This is a genomic window from Paracoccus sp. C2R09, from assembly GCF_018860625.1.
Taxonomy (GTDB): Bacteria; Pseudomonadota; Alphaproteobacteria; order Rhodobacterales; family Rhodobacteraceae; genus Paracoccus.
This window is the reverse complement of sequence record NZ_JAHKQB010000014.1, coordinates 258,316-274,993: the sequence shown is the minus strand read 5'-3', so window position 1 is coordinate 274,993 and position 16,678 is coordinate 258,316. Positions and strand designations below refer to the sequence as shown.

Genomic DNA, 16,678 nt, shown 5'->3' with positions numbered 1-16,678 from the left:
CATCCGATCTGTGGGCAGTCCGTCCGGTCATATACCGCGATGGCCGGAAAAGCCAATGCCGGACGGGCCTTCGCGCATTCACGGTCCTGCAATCGCAAAAGGCCCGCCGCAATGCGACGGGCCTTCACGGACAAGACGGTGCGGATCAGAGGCGCGAGGCCACGTTGTCCCAGTTCACCAGCTTCTCGAGGAAGTTCGACAGGTAGTTCGGACGCGCGTTGCGGAAATCGATGTAGTAGCTGTGTTCCCACACGTCGCAGCCCAAGAGCGCGGTCTGACCGAAGCAGAGCGGGTTGACGCCGTTCTCGGTCTTGGTCACCTCGAGGCTGCCATCGCTGTTCTTGACCAGCCAGACCCAGCCCGAACCGAACTGGCCGACGCCGTTCTCGGTGAATTTCTTCTTGAACTCGTCGACCGAGCCGAAGCTCTCGACGATGGCCGATTCCAGGTTCGCCGGCATCGGGCCGGGATTGGGGCCCATCATTTCCCAGAACTGGCTGTGGTTCCAGTGCTGGCTGGCATTGTTGAAGATGCCGTTCTGGGCGACCGCGTCGGCCTGGTAGGTGCCCTTGACGATGTCTTCCAGCGACTTGCCTTCCCACTCGGTCCCGGCGACCAGCTCGTTCAGCTTGGTGACATAGGCGTTGTGGTGCTTGTCGTGGTGGAATTCCAGCGTTTCCTTGGACATGCCGCCTGCTGCAAGCGCATCATGTGCATAGGGAAGATCGGGAAGCGTGAAAGCCATTTCTTGTCCTTTCTGAGTAGGTTGGACCGTTCCGGTGGCACAGTCACGGATTCGGGCGGTCAACGCAAGGCCCTCGGTCGGGGTTCCCGGGTCAGCGCGGCCCGAGCCCGCTGCCGGGGATCGCCGCATTGGCCAGGACCAGCCGCATGTAATCGGCCACCGAACGGAACCCGATCACCCGGAACCCGCCCTCGATGCGCCAGATCGCGGCGGCGACCTGCGCCAGACGGGTCCGGCGCAGATGGCCCGCAGGCATCGTGCCCGCATCGATGGGGGCCAGCTTGGCGATCACGTCATCGGCATGGGGCCCGATCACGTCGAAGACCGCGCGGGCGTCAGAAACATCCGCGACCAGGGCATGGCGGTCGGCCAGCGCCTCGGTCAACCGGGACAGGTCCGCGGCGCGGCTGGCGGCGGGCAGGATCAGCAGCGCCTCGTCGGGGGACATCCAGCCGAGCATGCGGTCCCCCTCGGTCGCGATGCTGGTCCGGTCGGGCGCGGCCATGCCCAGCGCCGCGGCGATGGCGTCCAGATCGCCGCGAAGGGCGATCATTCCCAGGTCGTGCACCTCGGTGATGCGGGCAAGCTGCTCAGCCATTCAGGCGGCTCCCTTCCTTGTCGTAGAATACCGGATCGACGATGCGCGCCTTCATCGACCCGCCCGAGGGCATCGGAAAGTCCAGCACCTGCCCCATCCTGGACGGCCCGTGGCGCACCAGCCCCATCGCGATGGGGCGATCCAATGTGGGCGAGTGATAGCTTGAGGTCACGCGACCCTCGGTCACGCGCTGGCCGTTGCCGTTGACCTTGTCGGTCGCGGCATAGGCCCCGTCTGGCAGGACGCGGCCGTCCACGCTCTCCAGTCCCACCAGCTTCCAGCGGCCGCCATCCACCATGTGCAGGCGCCGCTGCGCACGCTTGCCGATATAGTCGGCCTTCTTCTTGGATATCGCCCAGTCGAGGCCCAGATCCTGCGGGATGATCGTGCCGTCGGTTTCGTCACCGATCATGATGAAGCCCTTTTCGGCGCGCATCACGTGCATCGCCTCGGTGCCGTAGGGGGCGATCCCCAGATCGCGGCCCGCGTCATGCAGCTTCTCCCACAGCTCCAACCCGCGCGAGGCAGGCACCGCGATCTCGAAGCTCAGCTCGCCCGAGAAGCTGATGCGGAAGATCCGCGCGGGGATGCCCGCAAGGTCGCCCTCGGCCCAGGCCATGAAGGGCAGCGCATCCGCCGACAGATCGATGCTGCCGTTCAGACGCTCCAGCAGCGTGCGCGCCTGCGGGCCGGCCACGGCGATCTGGGCATATTGCTCGGTCAGGTTGGCGGTGAAGACCTTCCAGTCCCACCATTCGCATTGCAGCCAATCCTCCATATGCGCATGGATCCGATCGGCGCCGCCGGTGGTGGTGTGGCACAGCCAGGTATCGTCCGACAGGCGCGCGACGACGCCGTCATCCATCAAGAAGCCGTTTTCGCTGCACATCAGCCCGTAGCGGCAGCGCCCGACCTTCAGCGTGGACATCATGTTCGTGTACATCATGTCCATGAAGCGGCCCGCATCCGGCCCCTTCACGACGATCTTGCCCAGGGTCGAGGCATCCAGCGTGCCCACGCCCTTGCGCACGGCCAGGATCTCGCGGGCGACGGCGGCCTCGCGGTCCTCGGCCCCCTGCAGATAGGCATAGGGCCTGCGCCAGTGGCCGACCGGGTCCCAGGATGCGCCATGTGCCTCGTGCCAGCCATGCATGGGCGTCTTGCGCAGGGGCTGGAACGCCTCGCCCCGCGCATCGGCGGCGATGGTCGCCAGGGTCAGCGGCGTATAGGGCGGGCGGAAGGTCGTGGTCCCCGTGGCCGGGATCGGCTGGTCCAGCGCGCCCGACAGGACGGCCAGCCCGTTGATGTTGCTCAGCTTGCCCTGATCGGTGGCCATCCCCAGCGTGGTATAGCGCTTGGTATGTTCGACCGATGCATAGCCTTCGCGCGCGGCCAGTTCGACATCGGTGACCTTCACGTCGTTCTGGAAATCCAGCCACATCTTGGCACGCAGCTTGTGGGGCGCACGGGCGGGCATGACCCAGACCGGCATGGTCGCACCCTCGGCCCGTTCCAGATCGCCCGCGCAACGCAGATCGCCATTCGCCGCGCCTACGGCCTGCGCGATCCCCTGCCCGTCCGCACCCAGGGGCGGGCGGTCGGGATCGGGGCGGAACAGGGCCTGCCCCTCGTCCCAGGTCAGCTTGCCCCCGCAATGGCTGTAGAGATGGACGACCGGCGACCAGCCGCCCGACATCGCCACCGCGTCGCACTCGACGGTGCGGGTGATCGCGCCCCCGCCGTTCTGGTCGCAGACGGCTATGGCCTCGACATGGCGGCGGCCCTTCACCTTGGCGATCGCGCTGCCGGTCAGCACCTCGATCCCGCGGTCGCGGACGGCCCGCGGCAGATCGCCCGTCGCCTGCGGGCGGGCATCGACGATGGCAGCCACGTCCAGCCCGGCATCGGCCGCGATCAGCGCCGTGCGATAGGCATCGTCGTTATTCGTCGCCACCACGATGCGCTGCCCCGGCGTGACACCGTGCAGGTCGATGAAGTCGCGCATGGCCGAAGCCAGCATCACGCCCGGCACGTCGTTGCAAGCGAATGACAGCGGACGCTCCAGCGCCCCGGTCGCGGTGATCACGCGTCCCGCCCGGATCCGCCACAGGCGCTGACGCGGGATGCCCTGGTTCGGATCGTGATCGGCCAGCGCCTCGCGCGCGATAAGGTAACCGTGATCATAGAGCCCCGTCGCCATGCAGTTCCGGCGCAGGGTGACATGCGGCATGGCGCGCAGTTCGCTCAGCAGCGCGTCGATGGCCGCCTGTCCGCCCGCATGATCGACGGGCGTGCGCCCGCCCCAATGGGGCGACTGTTCCAGCACGGTGACCGTGCCGCCATCCGCCGCCGCGTCGCGCGCCGCCCGAAGGCCCGCGATGCCGCCGCCGACGACCACGACATCGGCAAAGCCGTAGGCCTGCTCGTAGCGGTCGGGATCCGGGTCGGTCGGTGCCCGGCCCAGCCCCGCGCTGCGACGGATCACGGGTTCGAAGACATGCTTCCAGAAAGGGCGCGGATGGATGAAGGTCTTGTAGTAGAAGCCCGCCGGAAGGAACGGCGCAAGCCATCCGTTCACCGCCCCGATATCGGCATCCAGCGACGGCCAGCAGTTCTGGCTGCGCGTCACCATGCCGGCCACCAGCGCGGTGGTGGTCGCGCGCTGGTTCGGCTCGAACCGTCCGCCCTGCCCCAGGCCCAGAAGCGCGTTCGGCTCCTCGGCCCCCGAAGCGACGGGGCCGCGCGGGCGGTGATACTTGAACGAACGGCCCATCATCATCTGGCCATTGGCCATCAGCGCCGAGGCCAGCGTGTCCCCGCGCAGCCCGCGCAGGTGGCGTCCGTCGAAGCGGAAGCCCAGCTGATCCGAACGGTCGATCAGGCGGCCGCCCCGCGGCAGCCGGAAGGGGGGCACATGGGTCATTCGGAGACGCCTTCTTCGGTCGGGTTCCAGTCTGGGCGTGCGGCACGGATGGCCTGCACGATATGGTCGGGCGGCGCAGGGGTCTGGGCCGGATAGGTCCCGAAGACCTGCAGCGTCATCGTGCAACGGGCCGCGATGAACCACTTGTTGCAGCCAAAGACATGCCGCCAGCGTTCCAGATGGACGCCGCGCGGGTTCTTGCGGGCGAACATGTAATCCTCGAACGCCTCGTCGCTGCTGCCGGGGCCCATGCGCTTCAGATGCGCCTCGCCCCCGTTATGCAGTTCGGTTTCTTCGGCTTTGATGCCGCAATGCGGGCAGGTCAGGATCAGCATGGGGCAGGCCTTGCAGACAGGGTATCGGAACGCGAAACGGCACCGCGCGGGAAACCCCCGGCGGTGCCGTTCAGGACTGCGCGCGGATGCGCGGTATCAGTTCGCCGGTTCGGGCGAATCGGCCTCGACCGAGACGTCGGGCGTGGCTGCGGGTTCAGAGCCGCCGGCATCCACGTTGACTTCGGTGTTGTCGCCGCCGCCGGTCGCGGGCATGTCCGCGTCGCCGCCCGACATGAAGAAGAACAGCAGCGCGACCACGACCACGAGGCCGCCGACGATGAAATAGAGACCGTTGTTGTTACGATCGGACATTGGCTTTCCTTTCTCCGTCCGGAGTTGTGAAGAGCCAATGCCGAAACCCCGGCATGGGTTTCCTCCGGCGCGATGCGCGGCCTGGGCGTGATCAATGTGCCACCCCCGCCGCGACGGATTCGTCGATGAAGCGTCCCTCGCGGAAACGGTCCAGCCCGAAATCGGCGGCCAGCGGACCGGGGCGGCCATTGGCCACAAGTTCGGCCATCGCCCAACCCGATCCGGGGATCGCCTTGAAGCCCCCCGTTCCCCAGCCGCAATTGACGAAGATCCCGCCCACGGGCGTGCGGGACAGGATGGGCGATCGGTCGCCCGTCATGTCCACGATCCCGCCCCATTGGCGCAGCATCTTCAGCCGTCCGATCATCGGGAAGGTCTCGACCAGGGCGCGGACGGTTTCCTCGACATGCTGCCAGCTGCCGCGTTGGGTGAAGTTGTTGAAATGGTCGGTGCCGCCGCCGATGACCATTTCCCCCTTGTCGGATTGCGACAGGTATCCGTGGACGGTGTTGGCCATCACGACGACATCCATGCAGGGCTTGACCGGTTCGCTGACCAGCGCCTGCAGGGCGACGCTTTCGATGGGCAGGCGGAAGCCCGCCATCTCGGCCAGGTGGCTGGAATGGCCGGCAACGACCATCGCAAGCTTCTCGCAGCCGATGCGGCCCTTGCTGGTGTTCACGGCGCGGACCTGCCCGCCCTCGGTCTCGACGCCCGTCACCTCGCAGTTCTGGATGATGTGCATGCCCATGTCGGAACAGGCGCGGGCATAGCCCCATGCGACCGCATCATGGCGTGCCGTGCCGCCGCGGGCCTGGTACAGACCGCCCAGCACCGGGTATCGCGGTCCGTCGATATTGATGATCGGGACCAGCTCCTTCAGACGCTGCGGATCGACCCATTCGGTCGCCACCCCCTGCAGGTGGTTGGCATAGACGGTGCGCTTGTAGCCGCGGATCTCGTGTTCGGTCTGGGCCAGCATGATCAACCCGCGCGGGCTGAACATCACGTTGTAGTTCAGGTCCTGCGACAGGCCCTCGTAGAGCTTCAGCGCCTTGTCGTAGATCGCAGCCGACGGATCCTGCAGATAGTTCGAGCGGATGATCGTCGTGTTGCGCCCCGTGTTCCCGCCCCCCAGCCAGCCCTTGTCGAGGATCGCCACGTCGGTGATGCCGAAATTCTTGCCCAGGTAATAGGCCGTCGCCAGCCCGTGTCCACCCGCGCCCACGACGATCACCTTGTACTGCTTGCGCGGTTCGGGGCTGGCCCAGGCGCGGTTCCAGCCCTTGTGCTGGCGCATGGCCTCGCGGGCCAGGGCGAAGACGGAATAGCGACCGGAACGGGCGGTATCGGGCATGGGGGCCTCATCGGTGTTTCCGGGGCAGCATGGCCGCGCCCCGAGCCTGCGGCAAGACGCCGAACGGCAGATCACGGCAAAATGCGACATCCCGCCCATGCACGCGTCACGGCAACGCTTTCGATCCGGCGGGATTGGCGATAGTCAGGGCGGCGAAAGCTTGGGGGACCGCCATGTTCTGGATCGTCGGGACAGCCATGATCGTCGCGACGGCGGCAGCCATCATCCTGCCGCTGCGCCGCGCGCCTGCGCAGGCCGAACCCGCGGCGGCCTACGACCTGCGCGTCTATCGCGATCAGCTGTCCGAGGTGGATCGCGACCTGGATCGCGGCATCCTGAACGCCGAGGATGCCGAACGCCTGCGCCGAGAGATCGGTCGCAAGGTGCTGGACGCGGATCGCCGCGCCTCGGCGGGCCGGTCGCATTCGGGCGCGGCGGGCAGGGTCTTCGCGGGGGGCGCGATCGTCCTGCTGCTGGCGGTGGGCGTCATGCTCTATCTGCGGCAGGGGGTGCCGGGGGCGCCCGACCTGCCGCTTCAGGCGCGCTTCGATGCCGCGGAACAGGTCTATCGCGACCGCCCCTCGCAGGCGCAGGCCGAAGGGCTGACCCCCGCCCCGCGGGTCGAGGCCGACGACGATTATCTGAACCTGGTGGCGCAACTGCGCGAACGCGTGGCCGAACGCCCCGAGGATCCGCAGGGCCTGACCCTGCTGGCCGAGAGCGAGGCCAATCTGGGCAACCTGCCCGCCGCCCGCGCGGCCCAGGAACGTCTGGTCGCGCTGCGCCCGACGGCGGGCAATCTGGCGCAGCTGGCCACGGTCATGGTCGATGCGGCCGGCGGCATCGTCACCCCCGAGGCCGAGACCGTGCTGGCCCGCACCCTGGCCGCCGATCCACGCCAGCCGCAGGCCCGTTACCTGCAGGGCGTGCTGATGGTGCAGAACGGACGTCCCGACCGGGCCTTCCCCATCTGGCGCGATCTGCTGGAAGCCGGGCCTGACGATGCGCCCTGGAACGATTTCCTCCGCGCCACCCTGCCCGAGCTTGCCTGGCTGGCGGGGCAGCCCGATTACGAATTGCCCGCCCTGCCCGGCCCGTCCGCCGACGACATCGCGGCAGCCGCCGACCTGGACGAGGACCAGCGCGCGCAGATGATCGACGGCATGGTCGAAGGCCTGCGCGCGCGCCTTGCCGCGGAAGGAGGCAGCCCTGCCGAATGGGCCCGCCTGATCGGCGCGCTTGCGGTCCAGGGCCGCGACGACGACGCCAGGGCCATCCTGTCCGAGGCGCGCGAGATCTTCAGCGACAGCGCCTCGGCGCTGGACAGCATCAACGCCGCGGCCGAACGCGCGGGCCTGAATGCCCCCGCACCGGCCCCCGACATGAAAGAGACCCCGAATGGTCCATGACGACATCACCGAATTCATGGCGGCCCTGCCCCCCGTCGGCGCGCTTGCGGGGCTGGATCTGGGCACCAAGACCATCGGGGTCGCGGTCAGCGACGGGCTGCGCTCGGTCGCGACGCCCATCACCGTCGTCCGGCGCAAGAAATTCGGACTGGACGCGCAGGCGCTTCTGGACATCGCGGCAGATCGCGACCTCAAGGGCCTGATCCTGGGCCTGCCGCGCAACATGGACGGGTCCGAAGGTCCGCGCTGTCAATCGACCCGCGCCTTCGCGCGCAACCTGTCGCGCCTGACCGAACTGCCCATCGGGTTCTGGGACGAGCGCCTGTCGACCGTCGCCGCCGAACGCGCCCTTCTGGAAGCCGACACCTCGCGCAGGAAGCGGGCCGAAGTGATCGACCAGGTCGCCGCGGGCTATATCCTGCAGGGCGCGCTGGACCGGCTGCGCCACCTGCGCGGATGACGACAAGCTCCCGCGTGGTCAGTCCCTGCATCGGGACCTGCCGGATCGATCCGGACAGGCAACTTTGCGAAGGGTGCCTGCGGACCCTGTCCGAGATCGCGTCCTGGGCAGGCATGTCCGACAGGGAACGCCGCGCGGTGATGGACGATCTGCCCGCGCGGCGAAGGGATCAGCCCCGCGGGTCGTAGCCGTGGGTCTTGCGCCATTCCGTCAGGAAGGCTGCAAGTTCGGCATCGGGTTCGGGCATTGCCACGCGCAGCTCCACATGCTGATCGCCGCCGGCGATGCCCCGCCCGCGCAGCCGCATCTTCTGCCCCGAGGTCGCGCCCGCCGGGATCGACAGCTTGACCGGCCCGTCGATGGTGGGCGCCGCGACCTTGGCACCCAGCACGGCCTCGTCGATGGTGATGGGCAGGACGACATGAATGTCGTCGCCCTCGCGGCGGAACTGCGGATGCGGATCGACCGCGACCTCCAGATACAGATCGCCCGCCGGACCGCGCCCCATCCCCGCCTCGCCCTTGCCGCGCAGGCGGATGGACTGCCCGTCGCGCACGCCCTTGGGGATCGACACCTCGAGCGTGCTTCCATCGGGCAGCGTGATGCGCTTGCGTCCGCCCTTGGCGGCGGTCAGGAAATCGACCCGCAGCCCCATCCGCAGATCGTCGCCGCGCCGGTCGCTCCGGGTCCCCGCGCCGAAGCCGCCGAATCCTCCGAACCCGCCGAAACCGGCGCCGCGCCGGCCCTGCTGGGCCTGCGCCTGCCCGAACAGGTCCGAGAAGATGTCCGACAGGTCCGGATCGCCATGCGACGGCCCCTGCCCGAAGGGGTTGCCGCCGCCCCGGCCCCAACCCGCCATCTTCTCGTTTCCGTCCGCGTCGATCTCTCCGGCGTCGAAGCGGCGGCGGCGGTCCTCGTCCTTGAGCAGGTCATAGGCCGCCGTCGCGGCCTTGAACCGCGCGGTCGCATCCGGGTCCGGGTTCACGTCCGGATGGTCGTTCTTGACGATACGTCGATAGGCGCTCTTGATGTCGCTGGTGCCGGCACCGCGCGACAGACCAAGCGCCGCATATGGATCGCTTGCCATGCATGGCCCCCATCTTGTGCAATCAACTGGCTTGCACCCAAGATAGATGCAGGCCGCCGGGTATCAATAGGGCATCGGATGGGCGCGGTGCAGACGGTCGATGCCGCGCGTCAGATCCTCGGGCAGTTCGCGGCCCAGACCGTCGATCGTATGCGACAGCTGCGGCACCGTGGTGGCCCCGATGATCGGCACGACCTTGAAGGGGCGCGTCAGCTGCCACGCGGTCGCCATGTGGATCGGGTCCCAGCCGTGTTCCGCCGCCAGATCTGCGTAATCCTGCGCCGCCGCAAGGCCGGCCGCCGTCTTGCGCCCGCCCAGATTGCCCTGACCGCCATTGGCCTTGTCCACCGCGGCCCGGCTGCCCTCGGGCATCGCCCCGCCCGCGTATTTCGCGGTCAGCAGGCCGGCCGCCAGCGTGGAATAGGACAGCAGCGTCAGATCCTCGTTCACCACGGCCTCTGCCAGGTCCGTGTCGAACAGGCGATAAAGCGGCGAATACTCGTTCTGGATCGAGGCCATGCGCGGGGCGCCGATGCGGTCGGCGACATCCGACCAGCGGGCGACCCCCCAGGCGGTCTCGTTCGACAGGCCGATGCCGCGCAGCTTGCCGGCCCGGACGGCACCCTGCAGCGCGTCCAGCACGTCGGCCATGTGATCCAGGGTCTGCGTCTTGTCCTGCGCCGAAGGATCATAGCGCCAGTTCTGGCGGAACGCCCAGGATCCGCGTACCGGCCAATGCAACTGATAGAGGTCGATGCGGTCCGTCTGCAGCCGCGAAAGCGAGGCGTCGATGCATTCGCAAACCGTGGCCCCGTCATAGGGCCTGCCGTCGCGGATCATCTGGCTGGGGCCGGTGATCTTGGTCGCGATCTCGACCCGGGCGCGATTGCCGGTCTTCGTCAGCCAGTTGCCGATGATCTGTTCGGACACCCCCATCGTCTCTCGGCGGACGGGGTTCACGGGATACATCTCGGCCACGTCGAAGAAGGTCATGCCCGCATCCAGCGCCATGTCCATCTGGCGGTGGGCCTCTTCTTCGGGGGTCTGGTTGCCGAAGGTCATCGTGCCAAGGCAGATCTCGCTGACCTCGATATCGCTGCCGCCCAGTTTCACGCGCTTCATGCTGTACCCCGCAATCATTTGTCGAACCGACATTTTCGGAAGGCAAGCTAGCGATCGTCACGGGAAGCGCAAGCGGTTCGGGCGGACGGTCCGGGCGGGCATCGGCATCCCGCGAACGGGATGCCGCAATCATGAAACACTTGCCCGAAGGCATTACCATTCACCGCCCGCACCCGCGGGTGCATGACCCAATTAAATGCAGACATTAACAGCTTCCATAGCGCGTTAGGGCTATGTTGCAGCAGCGACACGGCACATGGTCGGCATTCCTCTATACTTAAGTATTATCTGGCTCTGCCACTGCGCGAATACCTGGCTATACTTGCATTTCTGGCGTGTATTTACAGGCATTTTTTCATGAGCGAATTGCAGACAATCGAGAACCGGCTGAGCATTCTGGCTCCGCGCGGATACATGTGCGGGTACCATATCCGCTTCTCCAGGCCCGTACGGCGGGTGACGACCTATGCGACCGAGTGGATCGAGACCTATACCCGGCGCAACATGGTCCTGGCCGATCCGGGCACGATCTGGGCCATGCTGAACGACGGCGCCCTGCGGTGGAGCATCATCGAACGACATTGTGCCGACCCGATGGGCGTGATGGAGGCCGCGCGCCGCCACGGTGCGGCCTTCGGCGTGTCGATCGGCGTCGGATCGCCGGAATCGCGCACGATCTGCGGGCTGTCCCATGGCAGCCGCGAATTCACCGATGACGAGATCGCCGAGATGCTGGAGCTGATACGGCGCGGCCATGAGGTCGTGGGCCGCGCCCTGCATCTGCGCCCGATCCTGATCGAGGCGCTGGACACCATCGCCTGCGGGATGACCTATGATCAGGCCTGCGCGCATCTGGGCATCTCGCGGACGGCGCTGCGCTACCGGCTTGCGGCCGCGCGAGAGGCGCTGGACGCGCCCGACAACACCCAGGCGGTGCTTCGCGCGATCGATGCGGGGCTCTTGTCAAGCAACAGCCCCGAAGGGATCGCGCGGGGCCTACCGCTTCCGCCGCCGCCGCGCGACTGAGCGCAGCTTGCGGAACCAGCCCAGCCTGAGACCACGCTTGGCGGGCGCCTCGAAGATCTGGTCGGGACCGTCCGGGTCCAGGATCTCGTTCTCGGCCAGCCATTCGTAGAACCCGTTCAGTTCGGGCAACTCGTAGGGGACCAGCGTGCGCCCCTGCCCGCGCGAGCGCAGGTTCTCCTCGATCGCGGGGATCAGACGGCCATGCCGGGCGATGGCATCGGTCACCTCGGCGGGCGACAGGCCCAGATGTTCGGCCAGCAGATCGTCGCGCAGGGCGGTGATGCGTTTGCCCGTATCCTCGTCGCCGGGGCGGTCCGCCGCCAGCACGATGTCGCATTCGGTGTCCAGCCGCATCGAGCGGTTGTTGAAGTTCGACGAACCCACCCGCAGGTACTGATCGTCGACCATCGTCACCTTGGCGTGGACATAGATATCCTCGCCCCCGTCCGTGACAGGATGATAGAGCCGCAGCCGGTCCTTGTGATCCAGCCGCTTGAGCGCCTCGAACAACTTGGCCCGCGCGCTGTCCATGGCGATCGGTTCCAGCCATCCCTGCGCGGATACGGGGGTCACGATGATGATCTCGGGCGGATCTTCCTCGACCAGGCGGCGGGCGATGGCCTGCGCCACCCGACGAGAGGCGAAATACTGGCTTTCGGCATAGATCACCCGCTTCGCCCGTTCGACAAGATCCAGATACATCTGCTCGATCTCGAAGCTGGGCTGGACGTCGTCCATTTCGGGACGGGTGCGGGCGATGGCCAGGGGCTTGTCGCGGAATTCGGGCTCCAGGACCTCTGGCCAGCACCCCTGGGCGTCGGTGATGGGCGCCAGGTGCTGCCCCGATGCGATGTTCCAGCGTTCCCGTGCCAGATCGCCCAGGGCCCGCGCCGCAGGGCCGTCGAAGGCCGATGTCGCGTCGTGCCAGGGTTTCAGCGGCTGCCCCGAGGGGGTGACCCGGCGGGGATCGTTGTCACGGTGATCGCGCGTGTCCCACCGTCCCTCGGTCATGTCGATGCCGCCGCAGAAGGCCAGGCAGTCGTCGATCACCACGATCTTCTGGTGATGAGAGCTTGCGATCGGATGCTTGCCGTCCAGCCGCAGCGTGATGCGCGGATGCGCCTTCCAGCGCAGGATGGTCAGCAGGGTGTTGCCGCGGAACATGGCCTTCAGCGCACCGGTATCCCACCGCAGCAGACGGATCTGCAGCCCTTCGTTCCGGTCGGCAAGATAGCGGACGAAATCGCCCAGCTTGGCCGGGCCGCCATCCGCAGGATCGCCCAGTTCGATCCGCGCGTCGAAATCCCAGCCGATCATCAGGATGCTGCGGCGTGCCTGCAGCATCGCCTGCCTGACGGCGGTGAAATAGGTATCCGCATCGACGATGAAGGCAAAGCGGTGCGACTGCTCGATCCGCCAGCAGTTGCGGCCGGGACGCGTCAGACGATTCGTGGAAAGATCCATATCGTTGCCATTGTCCCTTGTTCTGTTCCGATCGGGTTGACGTCGGGTGCGACAATGCAGTGCCGCCCGCCGCGTGACAACACCCGCCGGACGGTGCGCGTTCCACCCCGACCCCGGAAAGAGGTTCGCGTGACGCATCGGGCATGATGAGGGGGTAAAGTGGTAGCGGAGGAGGGACTTGAACCCCCGACACGCGGATTATGATTCCGCTGCTCTAACCAACTGAGCTACTCCGCCACGGAGTGCCGGCGATTTACGGCGTGGCGCGAACGAGGTCAAGCTCCTTCGATCCGAAATTCCGCGTTCCGGTGCATTTTTCTGCCCGGACCCGGCAGGGCTTGGAACGACCGGGGGGTGCGGGGGGCAGGCAGCCCCCCGCACCCCCCGCGGGACGCAATATTCCGCAACCGTCGCCGCAGGGTCAGCCGCGCGCCTTGACGACCTGCAGAAGCGGCATGACATCCGACATGTCCGGCCCATGCGCCTGGCCCGTCAGCGCCTTGCGCAGCGGCATGAACAGCCCCTTGCCCTTGCGGCCCGTGGCCTCCTTCACCTTGGAGGTAAATTCGGACCAGCTCGTCTCGTCATAGGGCGGGGGCGGCAGCAGCGTCATCGCCTGGGCGATGAAATCGGCATCCTCGGGGGCGATGTCGGGCTCGGCGCCCTCGCTGAAGATGTCCCACCACGGCCCCAGATCGTCCAGCACCGTGATGTTCTGCGAGGCCACGCGCCAGAATCGCTCGACCTTGTCGGCTGGCACGCCAAGCGCCGCGATCCGGTCGCGCACGGCGTCCAGCGGCAGCGCCTGGTTGCGCTCGCGCGTCAGCGGCCACAGATCCTCGGCATCGAACTTCGTGGGCGATGCGCCGAATTGCGACAGATCGAAGGCCTCGGCCAGATCGTCCAGCGAGGACAGCTCGACCGGCTGCCCCGAGCCCAGCCGCGCCATGAGCGAGATCAGCGCCTCGGGGGCCACGCCCGCCTCGCGCAGATCCTTGAGCGACAGCGCCCCGATCCGCTTGGACAGTTCTTCGCCCTTGGCGCCCGTCAGCAGCGAATGATGCGCGAAGGCCGGCGGCGTGCCGCCAAGCGCCTCGATGATCTGGATCTGGGTGGCCGTGTTGGTCACATGGTCGGACCCACGCACGATATGCGTGACGCCCATGTCCGTGTCGTCCACGCTGCTGGCGAAGGTATAGAGGACCTGCCCGTCGGCACGGATCAGCACCGGGTCGCTGACCGATGCGGCATCGATCGAGATGTCGCCCAGGATGCCGTCGTTCCATTCGATCCGCTCATGGGCCAGCTTGAAGCGCCAGTAGCCCTGCCGCCCCTCGGCGCGCAGGCGGTCCTTGTCGGCATCGCTCAGCGTCAGGCCGGTCCGGTCATAGACCGGCGGCTTGTGCATGTTCAGCTGCTTCTTGCGCTTCAGGTCCAGCTCGGTCGGGGTCTCGAACACCTCGTAGAGACGGCCCGAGGCCTTCAGCGCCTCGGCCTCGGCGCGGTAACGCTCCAGGCGCAGGGACTGGCGTTCCTCGCGGTCCCAGGTCAGGCCCAGCCATTCAAGATCGCGCTTGATGCCGTCGACATATTCCTGCTTGCTGCGTTCCTGATCGGTATCGTCCAGACGCAGGATGAAGGTCCCGCCGCTCTTGCGGGCGATCAGGTGGTTGAACAGAGCGGTGCGAAGGTTGCCAACATGGATATGGCCGGTGGGCGACGGCGCGAAGCGGGTGATGGTCATTGCGGTCTCCTGTCGGGGCTTGCTCTTTCACAACGGGCGTTTTTTGTCCATATCGGGGACTGATCACATGGCAGGGCGGACGCGATGAACGACTGGACCGGATGCGAGGCCCCCGCGGTCTCCGAGATCGAGGCCATCGCCAGAAAGGCGATCGCCAACCTTCCCGTGGCCTTCGCGGGGCCCGCGGCGGATGTGGCCATCCGCGTGGCGGAATTCGCCGATGAAGGCATGCTGGACGAATTGCAGATCGACGACGCGTTCGAGCTGACGGGCCTCTATGACGGGATCCCGATGACGCAGAAGTCGCTGGACGACAACATGGCGCTGCCCGACACGATCTGGCTGTTCCGTCGTCCCATCATCGACGAATGGGCCGCGCGCGGCGATGTGGGCCTGGCCGAGCTGGTTCACCATGTCGTCATCCACGAGATGGCGCATCATTTCGGCTGGTCCGACGACGACATCGCCGCGATCGACCGCTGGTGGGAATGACGCCATGAGCGGCCAGTCCCCGATCCTGACGGTGACGCTGAACCCGGCGCTGGATGTCAGCACCGCCGCCGACAAGGTGCGCCCCGACCTGAAGCTGCGCTGCGACAAGCCGGTCTTCGATCCGGGCGGCGGCGGCATCAATGTCAGCCGCGCCATCAAGCTGATCGGCGGTCAGTCCCGCGCGATGGTCGCGCTTGGCGGGGCGACGGGTGCGCGGATGGGCGACATGCTGAAGACCGCGGGGCTCGACGTGCTGCGCCTGACCGCCCCCGGCGAGACGCGCCAGTCGCTGGCCGTCACCGACCGCGCGACCGGGGGGCAGTTCCGCTTCGTGATGCCCGGCCCGGAATGGCACATGTCCCAGACGGGCACCGCGCTTGCAGCCATCGCCGAGGCCGCCCTGACCGGCGGCTGGGTGGTCATGTCGGGATCGAACCCACCCGGCATCGCGCCGGGCTTCGAACAGATGCTGACGGTGCGCCTGAAGGACGGGCGCGCGAAGCTGATGGTCGACACCTCGGGCGATGCGCTGATGGCGATGGCCGGGTCGTCCATCCCCGTGGACGTGCTGCGCATGGACAGCCACGAGGCCGAGATGCTGGCCGGCAGGCCCCTGCCCGACCGGATGGACAGCGCGGATTTCGCGACCGGGCTTGTCCGCGACGGGGCCGCACGCATCGTCATCGTCGCGCGCGGCGCCGAAGGCTCGGTCCTGGCCGACATGCGCGGCGCATGGCACGCCGAGGCCGCCCCCGTGAAGGTGGTCAGCGCCGTCGGCGCGGGCGACAGCTTCGTCGCGGGCTTCGTCCTCGCCATGGCACGCGGCTGGCCCCCCGAAGAGGCGCTGGCCCTGGGCGCTGCCGCGGCATCCGCCGCCGTGATGACCCCCGCGACCGAACTGTGCCGGGCCGAGGATGTGCGCCATTTCTATTCGCAACGCGTCGTGACCCGCCTGTCCTGAGCACCCGCCTGTCCTAAGCACCCGCCAGTCCTCAACACCGCAAATGCAAAAGGCCGCCCCGGGGGACGGCCATGATGCAAGCGAAGCACGGTCGGTTCAGGCGGCTTCGGCCTCGTCGGCCTCGGCGGCCATGCGGCGCTCGCTCTCTTCGCGCGACAGCGCGACCGAGGTGCGCACGCCCTTGCCCACGAATTCCATCAGACCCTTCACGACGCGTTCGTTCGGGTCGATCCCGGCACAGGACAGCACTTCGCGGCCATCGCGCGACCGCGCCCACCGGGCGATCTGCTCGGGGCCGTTGCCATATTTCTTGTCATCCGCAATCGCATCGTCCAGCGCTGCAAGAACCACCGCCGCAAACAGCTTGCGGGCGCGCTGGCCTTGTTCGTAATTGAAAGCGGAGCCGTCAACAAAATCGCGCATCATTCTTGTCCATCATCTGCGGTCGCTGCCCGAAAAACAGGACCATTGGGAAAACTGGACGTTTTCCCATGTTTCTTACTTCCGTTTCTTTGACGGTGCCGCACTGCTTACGCCCTCGGCACCCCGATTCGATATGCCCTGCACCGCATGGCAGCCATGATAGGCGCGCATGGCACGCGAATGGTTGGGGAAACCCTGCCCAATCACGCAAATGTCAGCC

General features: G+C 67.3%; 17 protein-coding genes and 1 tRNA gene. 6 read left to right on the top strand and 12 right to left on the bottom strand.

The window, feature by feature from the left end:
- Positions 1-145 precede the first annotated feature (145 nt).
- The 6 genes from KO490_RS05405 to KO490_RS05380 all read right to left on the bottom strand — a co-directional run bounded on the left by KO490_RS05405 (position 146) and on the right by KO490_RS05380 (position 6,270).
- The gene (locus KO490_RS05405) at positions 146-745 is read right to left on the bottom strand and encodes a superoxide dismutase (protein ID WP_216018367.1); all 600 of its coding nucleotides are present in this window, start codon (positions 743-745) and stop codon (positions 146-148) included.
- 91 nt (positions 746-836) lie between these two features.
- Positions 837-1,343 carry a sarcosine oxidase subunit gamma gene (locus KO490_RS05400; protein ID WP_216018366.1) on the bottom strand — a complete coding sequence of 169 codons (507 nt, stop codon included), beginning with the start codon at positions 1,341-1,343 and terminating at the stop codon, positions 837-839.
- Complete coding sequence (locus KO490_RS05395; RefSeq protein ID WP_216018365.1) at positions 1,336-4,266, bottom strand: sarcosine oxidase subunit alpha family protein; 2,931 nt, start codon at positions 4,264-4,266, stop codon at positions 1,336-1,338. The genes KO490_RS05400 and KO490_RS05395 overlap by 8 nt, the downstream gene beginning before the upstream one ends.
- Positions 4,263-4,601 (bottom strand): sarcosine oxidase subunit delta, encoded by a 339-nt coding sequence (locus tag KO490_RS05390; protein ID WP_216018364.1) that lies wholly within the window; start codon positions 4,599-4,601, stop codon positions 4,263-4,265. Before KO490_RS05390 ends, KO490_RS05395 begins: the two co-directional genes overlap by 4 nt.
- A 96-nt stretch (positions 4,602-4,697) precedes the next feature.
- Positions 4,698-4,913 (bottom strand): hypothetical protein, encoded by a 216-nt coding sequence (locus tag KO490_RS05385; protein ID WP_216018363.1) that lies wholly within the window; start codon positions 4,911-4,913, stop codon positions 4,698-4,700.
- A 91-nt stretch (positions 4,914-5,004) separates the two neighbouring features.
- Positions 5,005-6,270, bottom strand: a complete 1,266-nt coding sequence (locus KO490_RS05380) for a sarcosine oxidase subunit beta family protein (RefSeq protein WP_216018362.1) — start codon at positions 6,268-6,270, stop codon at positions 5,005-5,007.
- 173 nt (positions 6,271-6,443) lie between these two features.
- Between KO490_RS05380 and ccmI the strand changes: the two genes are divergently transcribed.
- From ccmI to KO490_RS05365, 3 genes are read left to right on the top strand one after another with little or no spacing between them, the layout of a single operon-like run.
- Complete coding sequence (gene ccmI / locus KO490_RS05375) at positions 6,444-7,679, top strand: c-type cytochrome biogenesis protein CcmI (protein ID WP_216018361.1); 1,236 nt, start codon at positions 6,444-6,446, stop codon at positions 7,677-7,679.
- Positions 7,669-8,139: a Holliday junction resolvase RuvX gene (ruvX, locus tag KO490_RS05370; RefSeq protein ID WP_216018360.1), complete on the top strand. Its 471-nt coding sequence runs from the start codon at positions 7,669-7,671 to the stop codon at positions 8,137-8,139. Before ccmI ends, ruvX begins: the two co-directional genes overlap by 11 nt.
- On the top strand, positions 8,136-8,327 hold the full coding sequence (locus KO490_RS05365; protein ID WP_216018359.1) for a DUF1289 domain-containing protein: 192 nt from the start codon (positions 8,136-8,138) through the stop codon (positions 8,325-8,327). The genes ruvX and KO490_RS05365 overlap by 4 nt, the downstream gene beginning before the upstream one ends.
- On the opposite strand, the gene KO490_RS05360 is transcribed toward KO490_RS05365, so the two are convergent.
- Positions 8,309-9,226, bottom strand: coding sequence for a DnaJ C-terminal domain-containing protein (locus tag KO490_RS05360; protein ID WP_216018358.1), 918 nt, complete (start codon positions 9,224-9,226; stop codon positions 8,309-8,311). The two genes, KO490_RS05365 and KO490_RS05360, sit on opposite strands and share 19 nt — an antisense overlap.
- 63 nt (positions 9,227-9,289) lie before the next feature.
- Positions 9,290-10,348, bottom strand: a complete 1,059-nt coding sequence (locus KO490_RS05355; protein ID WP_216018357.1) for an aldo/keto reductase — start codon at positions 10,346-10,348, stop codon at positions 9,290-9,292.
- A gap of 357 nt (positions 10,349-10,705) precedes the next feature.
- Between KO490_RS05355 and KO490_RS05350 the strand changes: the two genes are divergently transcribed.
- Positions 10,706-11,374, top strand: coding sequence for an autoinducer binding domain-containing protein (locus tag KO490_RS05350; protein WP_216018356.1), 669 nt, complete (start codon positions 10,706-10,708; stop codon positions 11,372-11,374).
- Here the strand turns inward: KO490_RS05350 and KO490_RS05345 are convergent.
- The 3 genes from KO490_RS05345 to gltX all read right to left on the bottom strand — a co-directional run bounded on the left by KO490_RS05345 (position 11,345) and on the right by gltX (position 14,582).
- A complete protein-coding gene (locus KO490_RS05345) occupies positions 11,345-12,838 on the bottom strand; it encodes a phospholipase D-like domain-containing protein (protein ID WP_216018355.1) in 1,494 nt (497 codons plus the stop codon). The genes KO490_RS05350 and KO490_RS05345 overlap by 30 nt on opposite strands.
- Before the next feature lie 160 nt (positions 12,839-12,998).
- A tRNA-Met gene (locus tag KO490_RS05340) sits at positions 12,999-13,075 on the bottom strand.
- A gap of 184 nt (positions 13,076-13,259) precedes the next feature.
- Positions 13,260-14,582 carry a glutamate--tRNA ligase gene (gltX, locus tag KO490_RS05335; protein ID WP_216018354.1) on the bottom strand — a complete coding sequence of 441 codons (1,323 nt, stop codon included), beginning with the start codon at positions 14,580-14,582 and terminating at the stop codon, positions 13,260-13,262.
- An 84-nt stretch (positions 14,583-14,666) separates the two neighbouring features.
- On the opposite strand from gltX, the gene KO490_RS05330 reads away from it, so the two are divergent.
- Entirely contained in the window at positions 14,667-15,074 is a 408-nt protein-coding gene (locus KO490_RS05330; RefSeq protein ID WP_216018353.1) for a metallopeptidase family protein, read from the top strand.
- 4 nt (positions 15,075-15,078) lie between these two features.
- Positions 15,079-16,035 carry a 1-phosphofructokinase family hexose kinase gene (locus tag KO490_RS05325; protein ID WP_216018352.1) on the top strand — a complete coding sequence of 319 codons (957 nt, stop codon included), beginning with the start codon at positions 15,079-15,081 and terminating at the stop codon, positions 16,033-16,035.
- Between the two features lie 96 nt (positions 16,036-16,131).
- On the opposite strand, the gene KO490_RS05320 is transcribed toward KO490_RS05325, so the two are convergent.
- Positions 16,132-16,458 (bottom strand): DUF6280 family protein, encoded by a 327-nt coding sequence (locus KO490_RS05320; RefSeq protein WP_216018351.1) that lies wholly within the window; start codon positions 16,456-16,458, stop codon positions 16,132-16,134.
- Between the last annotated feature and the right edge of the window lie 220 nt (positions 16,459-16,678).

Bases quoted from the DNA above. Each gene is read 5' to 3' on its own strand.
- KO490_RS05405 (WP_216018367.1), bottom strand. From the start codon at position 745: ATGGCTTTCACGCTTCCCGATCTTCCCTATGCACATGATGCGCTTGCA.
- KO490_RS05400 (WP_216018366.1), bottom strand. From the start codon at position 1,343: ATGGCTGAGCAGCTTGCCCGCATCACCGAGGTGCACGACCTGGGAATG.
- KO490_RS05395 (WP_216018365.1), bottom strand. From the start codon at position 4,266: ATGACCCATGTGCCCCCCTTCCGGCTGCCGCGGGGCGGCCGCCTGATC.
- KO490_RS05390 (WP_216018364.1), bottom strand. From the start codon at position 4,601: ATGCTGATCCTGACCTGCCCGCATTGCGGCATCAAAGCCGAAGAAACC.
- KO490_RS05385 (WP_216018363.1), bottom strand. From the start codon at position 4,913: ATGTCCGATCGTAACAACAACGGTCTCTATTTCATCGTCGGCGGCCTC.
- KO490_RS05380 (WP_216018362.1), bottom strand. From the start codon at position 6,270: ATGCCCGATACCGCCCGTTCCGGTCGCTATTCCGTCTTCGCCCTGGCC.
- ccmI (WP_216018361.1), top strand. From the start codon at position 6,444: ATGTTCTGGATCGTCGGGACAGCCATGATCGTCGCGACGGCGGCAGCC.
- ruvX (WP_216018360.1), top strand. From the start codon at position 7,669: ATGGTCCATGACGACATCACCGAATTCATGGCGGCCCTGCCCCCCGTC.
- KO490_RS05365 (WP_216018359.1), top strand. From the start codon at position 8,136: ATGACGACAAGCTCCCGCGTGGTCAGTCCCTGCATCGGGACCTGCCGG.
- KO490_RS05360 (WP_216018358.1), bottom strand. From the start codon at position 9,226: ATGGCAAGCGATCCATATGCGGCGCTTGGTCTGTCGCGCGGTGCCGGC.
- KO490_RS05355 (WP_216018357.1), bottom strand. From the start codon at position 10,348: ATGAAGCGCGTGAAACTGGGCGGCAGCGATATCGAGGTCAGCGAGATC.
- KO490_RS05350 (WP_216018356.1), top strand. From the start codon at position 10,706: ATGAGCGAATTGCAGACAATCGAGAACCGGCTGAGCATTCTGGCTCCG.
- KO490_RS05345 (WP_216018355.1), bottom strand. From the start codon at position 12,838: ATGGATCTTTCCACGAATCGTCTGACGCGTCCCGGCCGCAACTGCTGG.
- gltX (WP_216018354.1), bottom strand. From the start codon at position 14,582: ATGACCATCACCCGCTTCGCGCCGTCGCCCACCGGCCATATCCATGTT.
- KO490_RS05330 (WP_216018353.1), top strand. From the start codon at position 14,667: ATGAACGACTGGACCGGATGCGAGGCCCCCGCGGTCTCCGAGATCGAG.
- KO490_RS05325 (WP_216018352.1), top strand. From the start codon at position 15,079: ATGAGCGGCCAGTCCCCGATCCTGACGGTGACGCTGAACCCGGCGCTG.
- KO490_RS05320 (WP_216018351.1), bottom strand. From the start codon at position 16,458: ATGCGCGATTTTGTTGACGGCTCCGCTTTCAATTACGAACAAGGCCAG.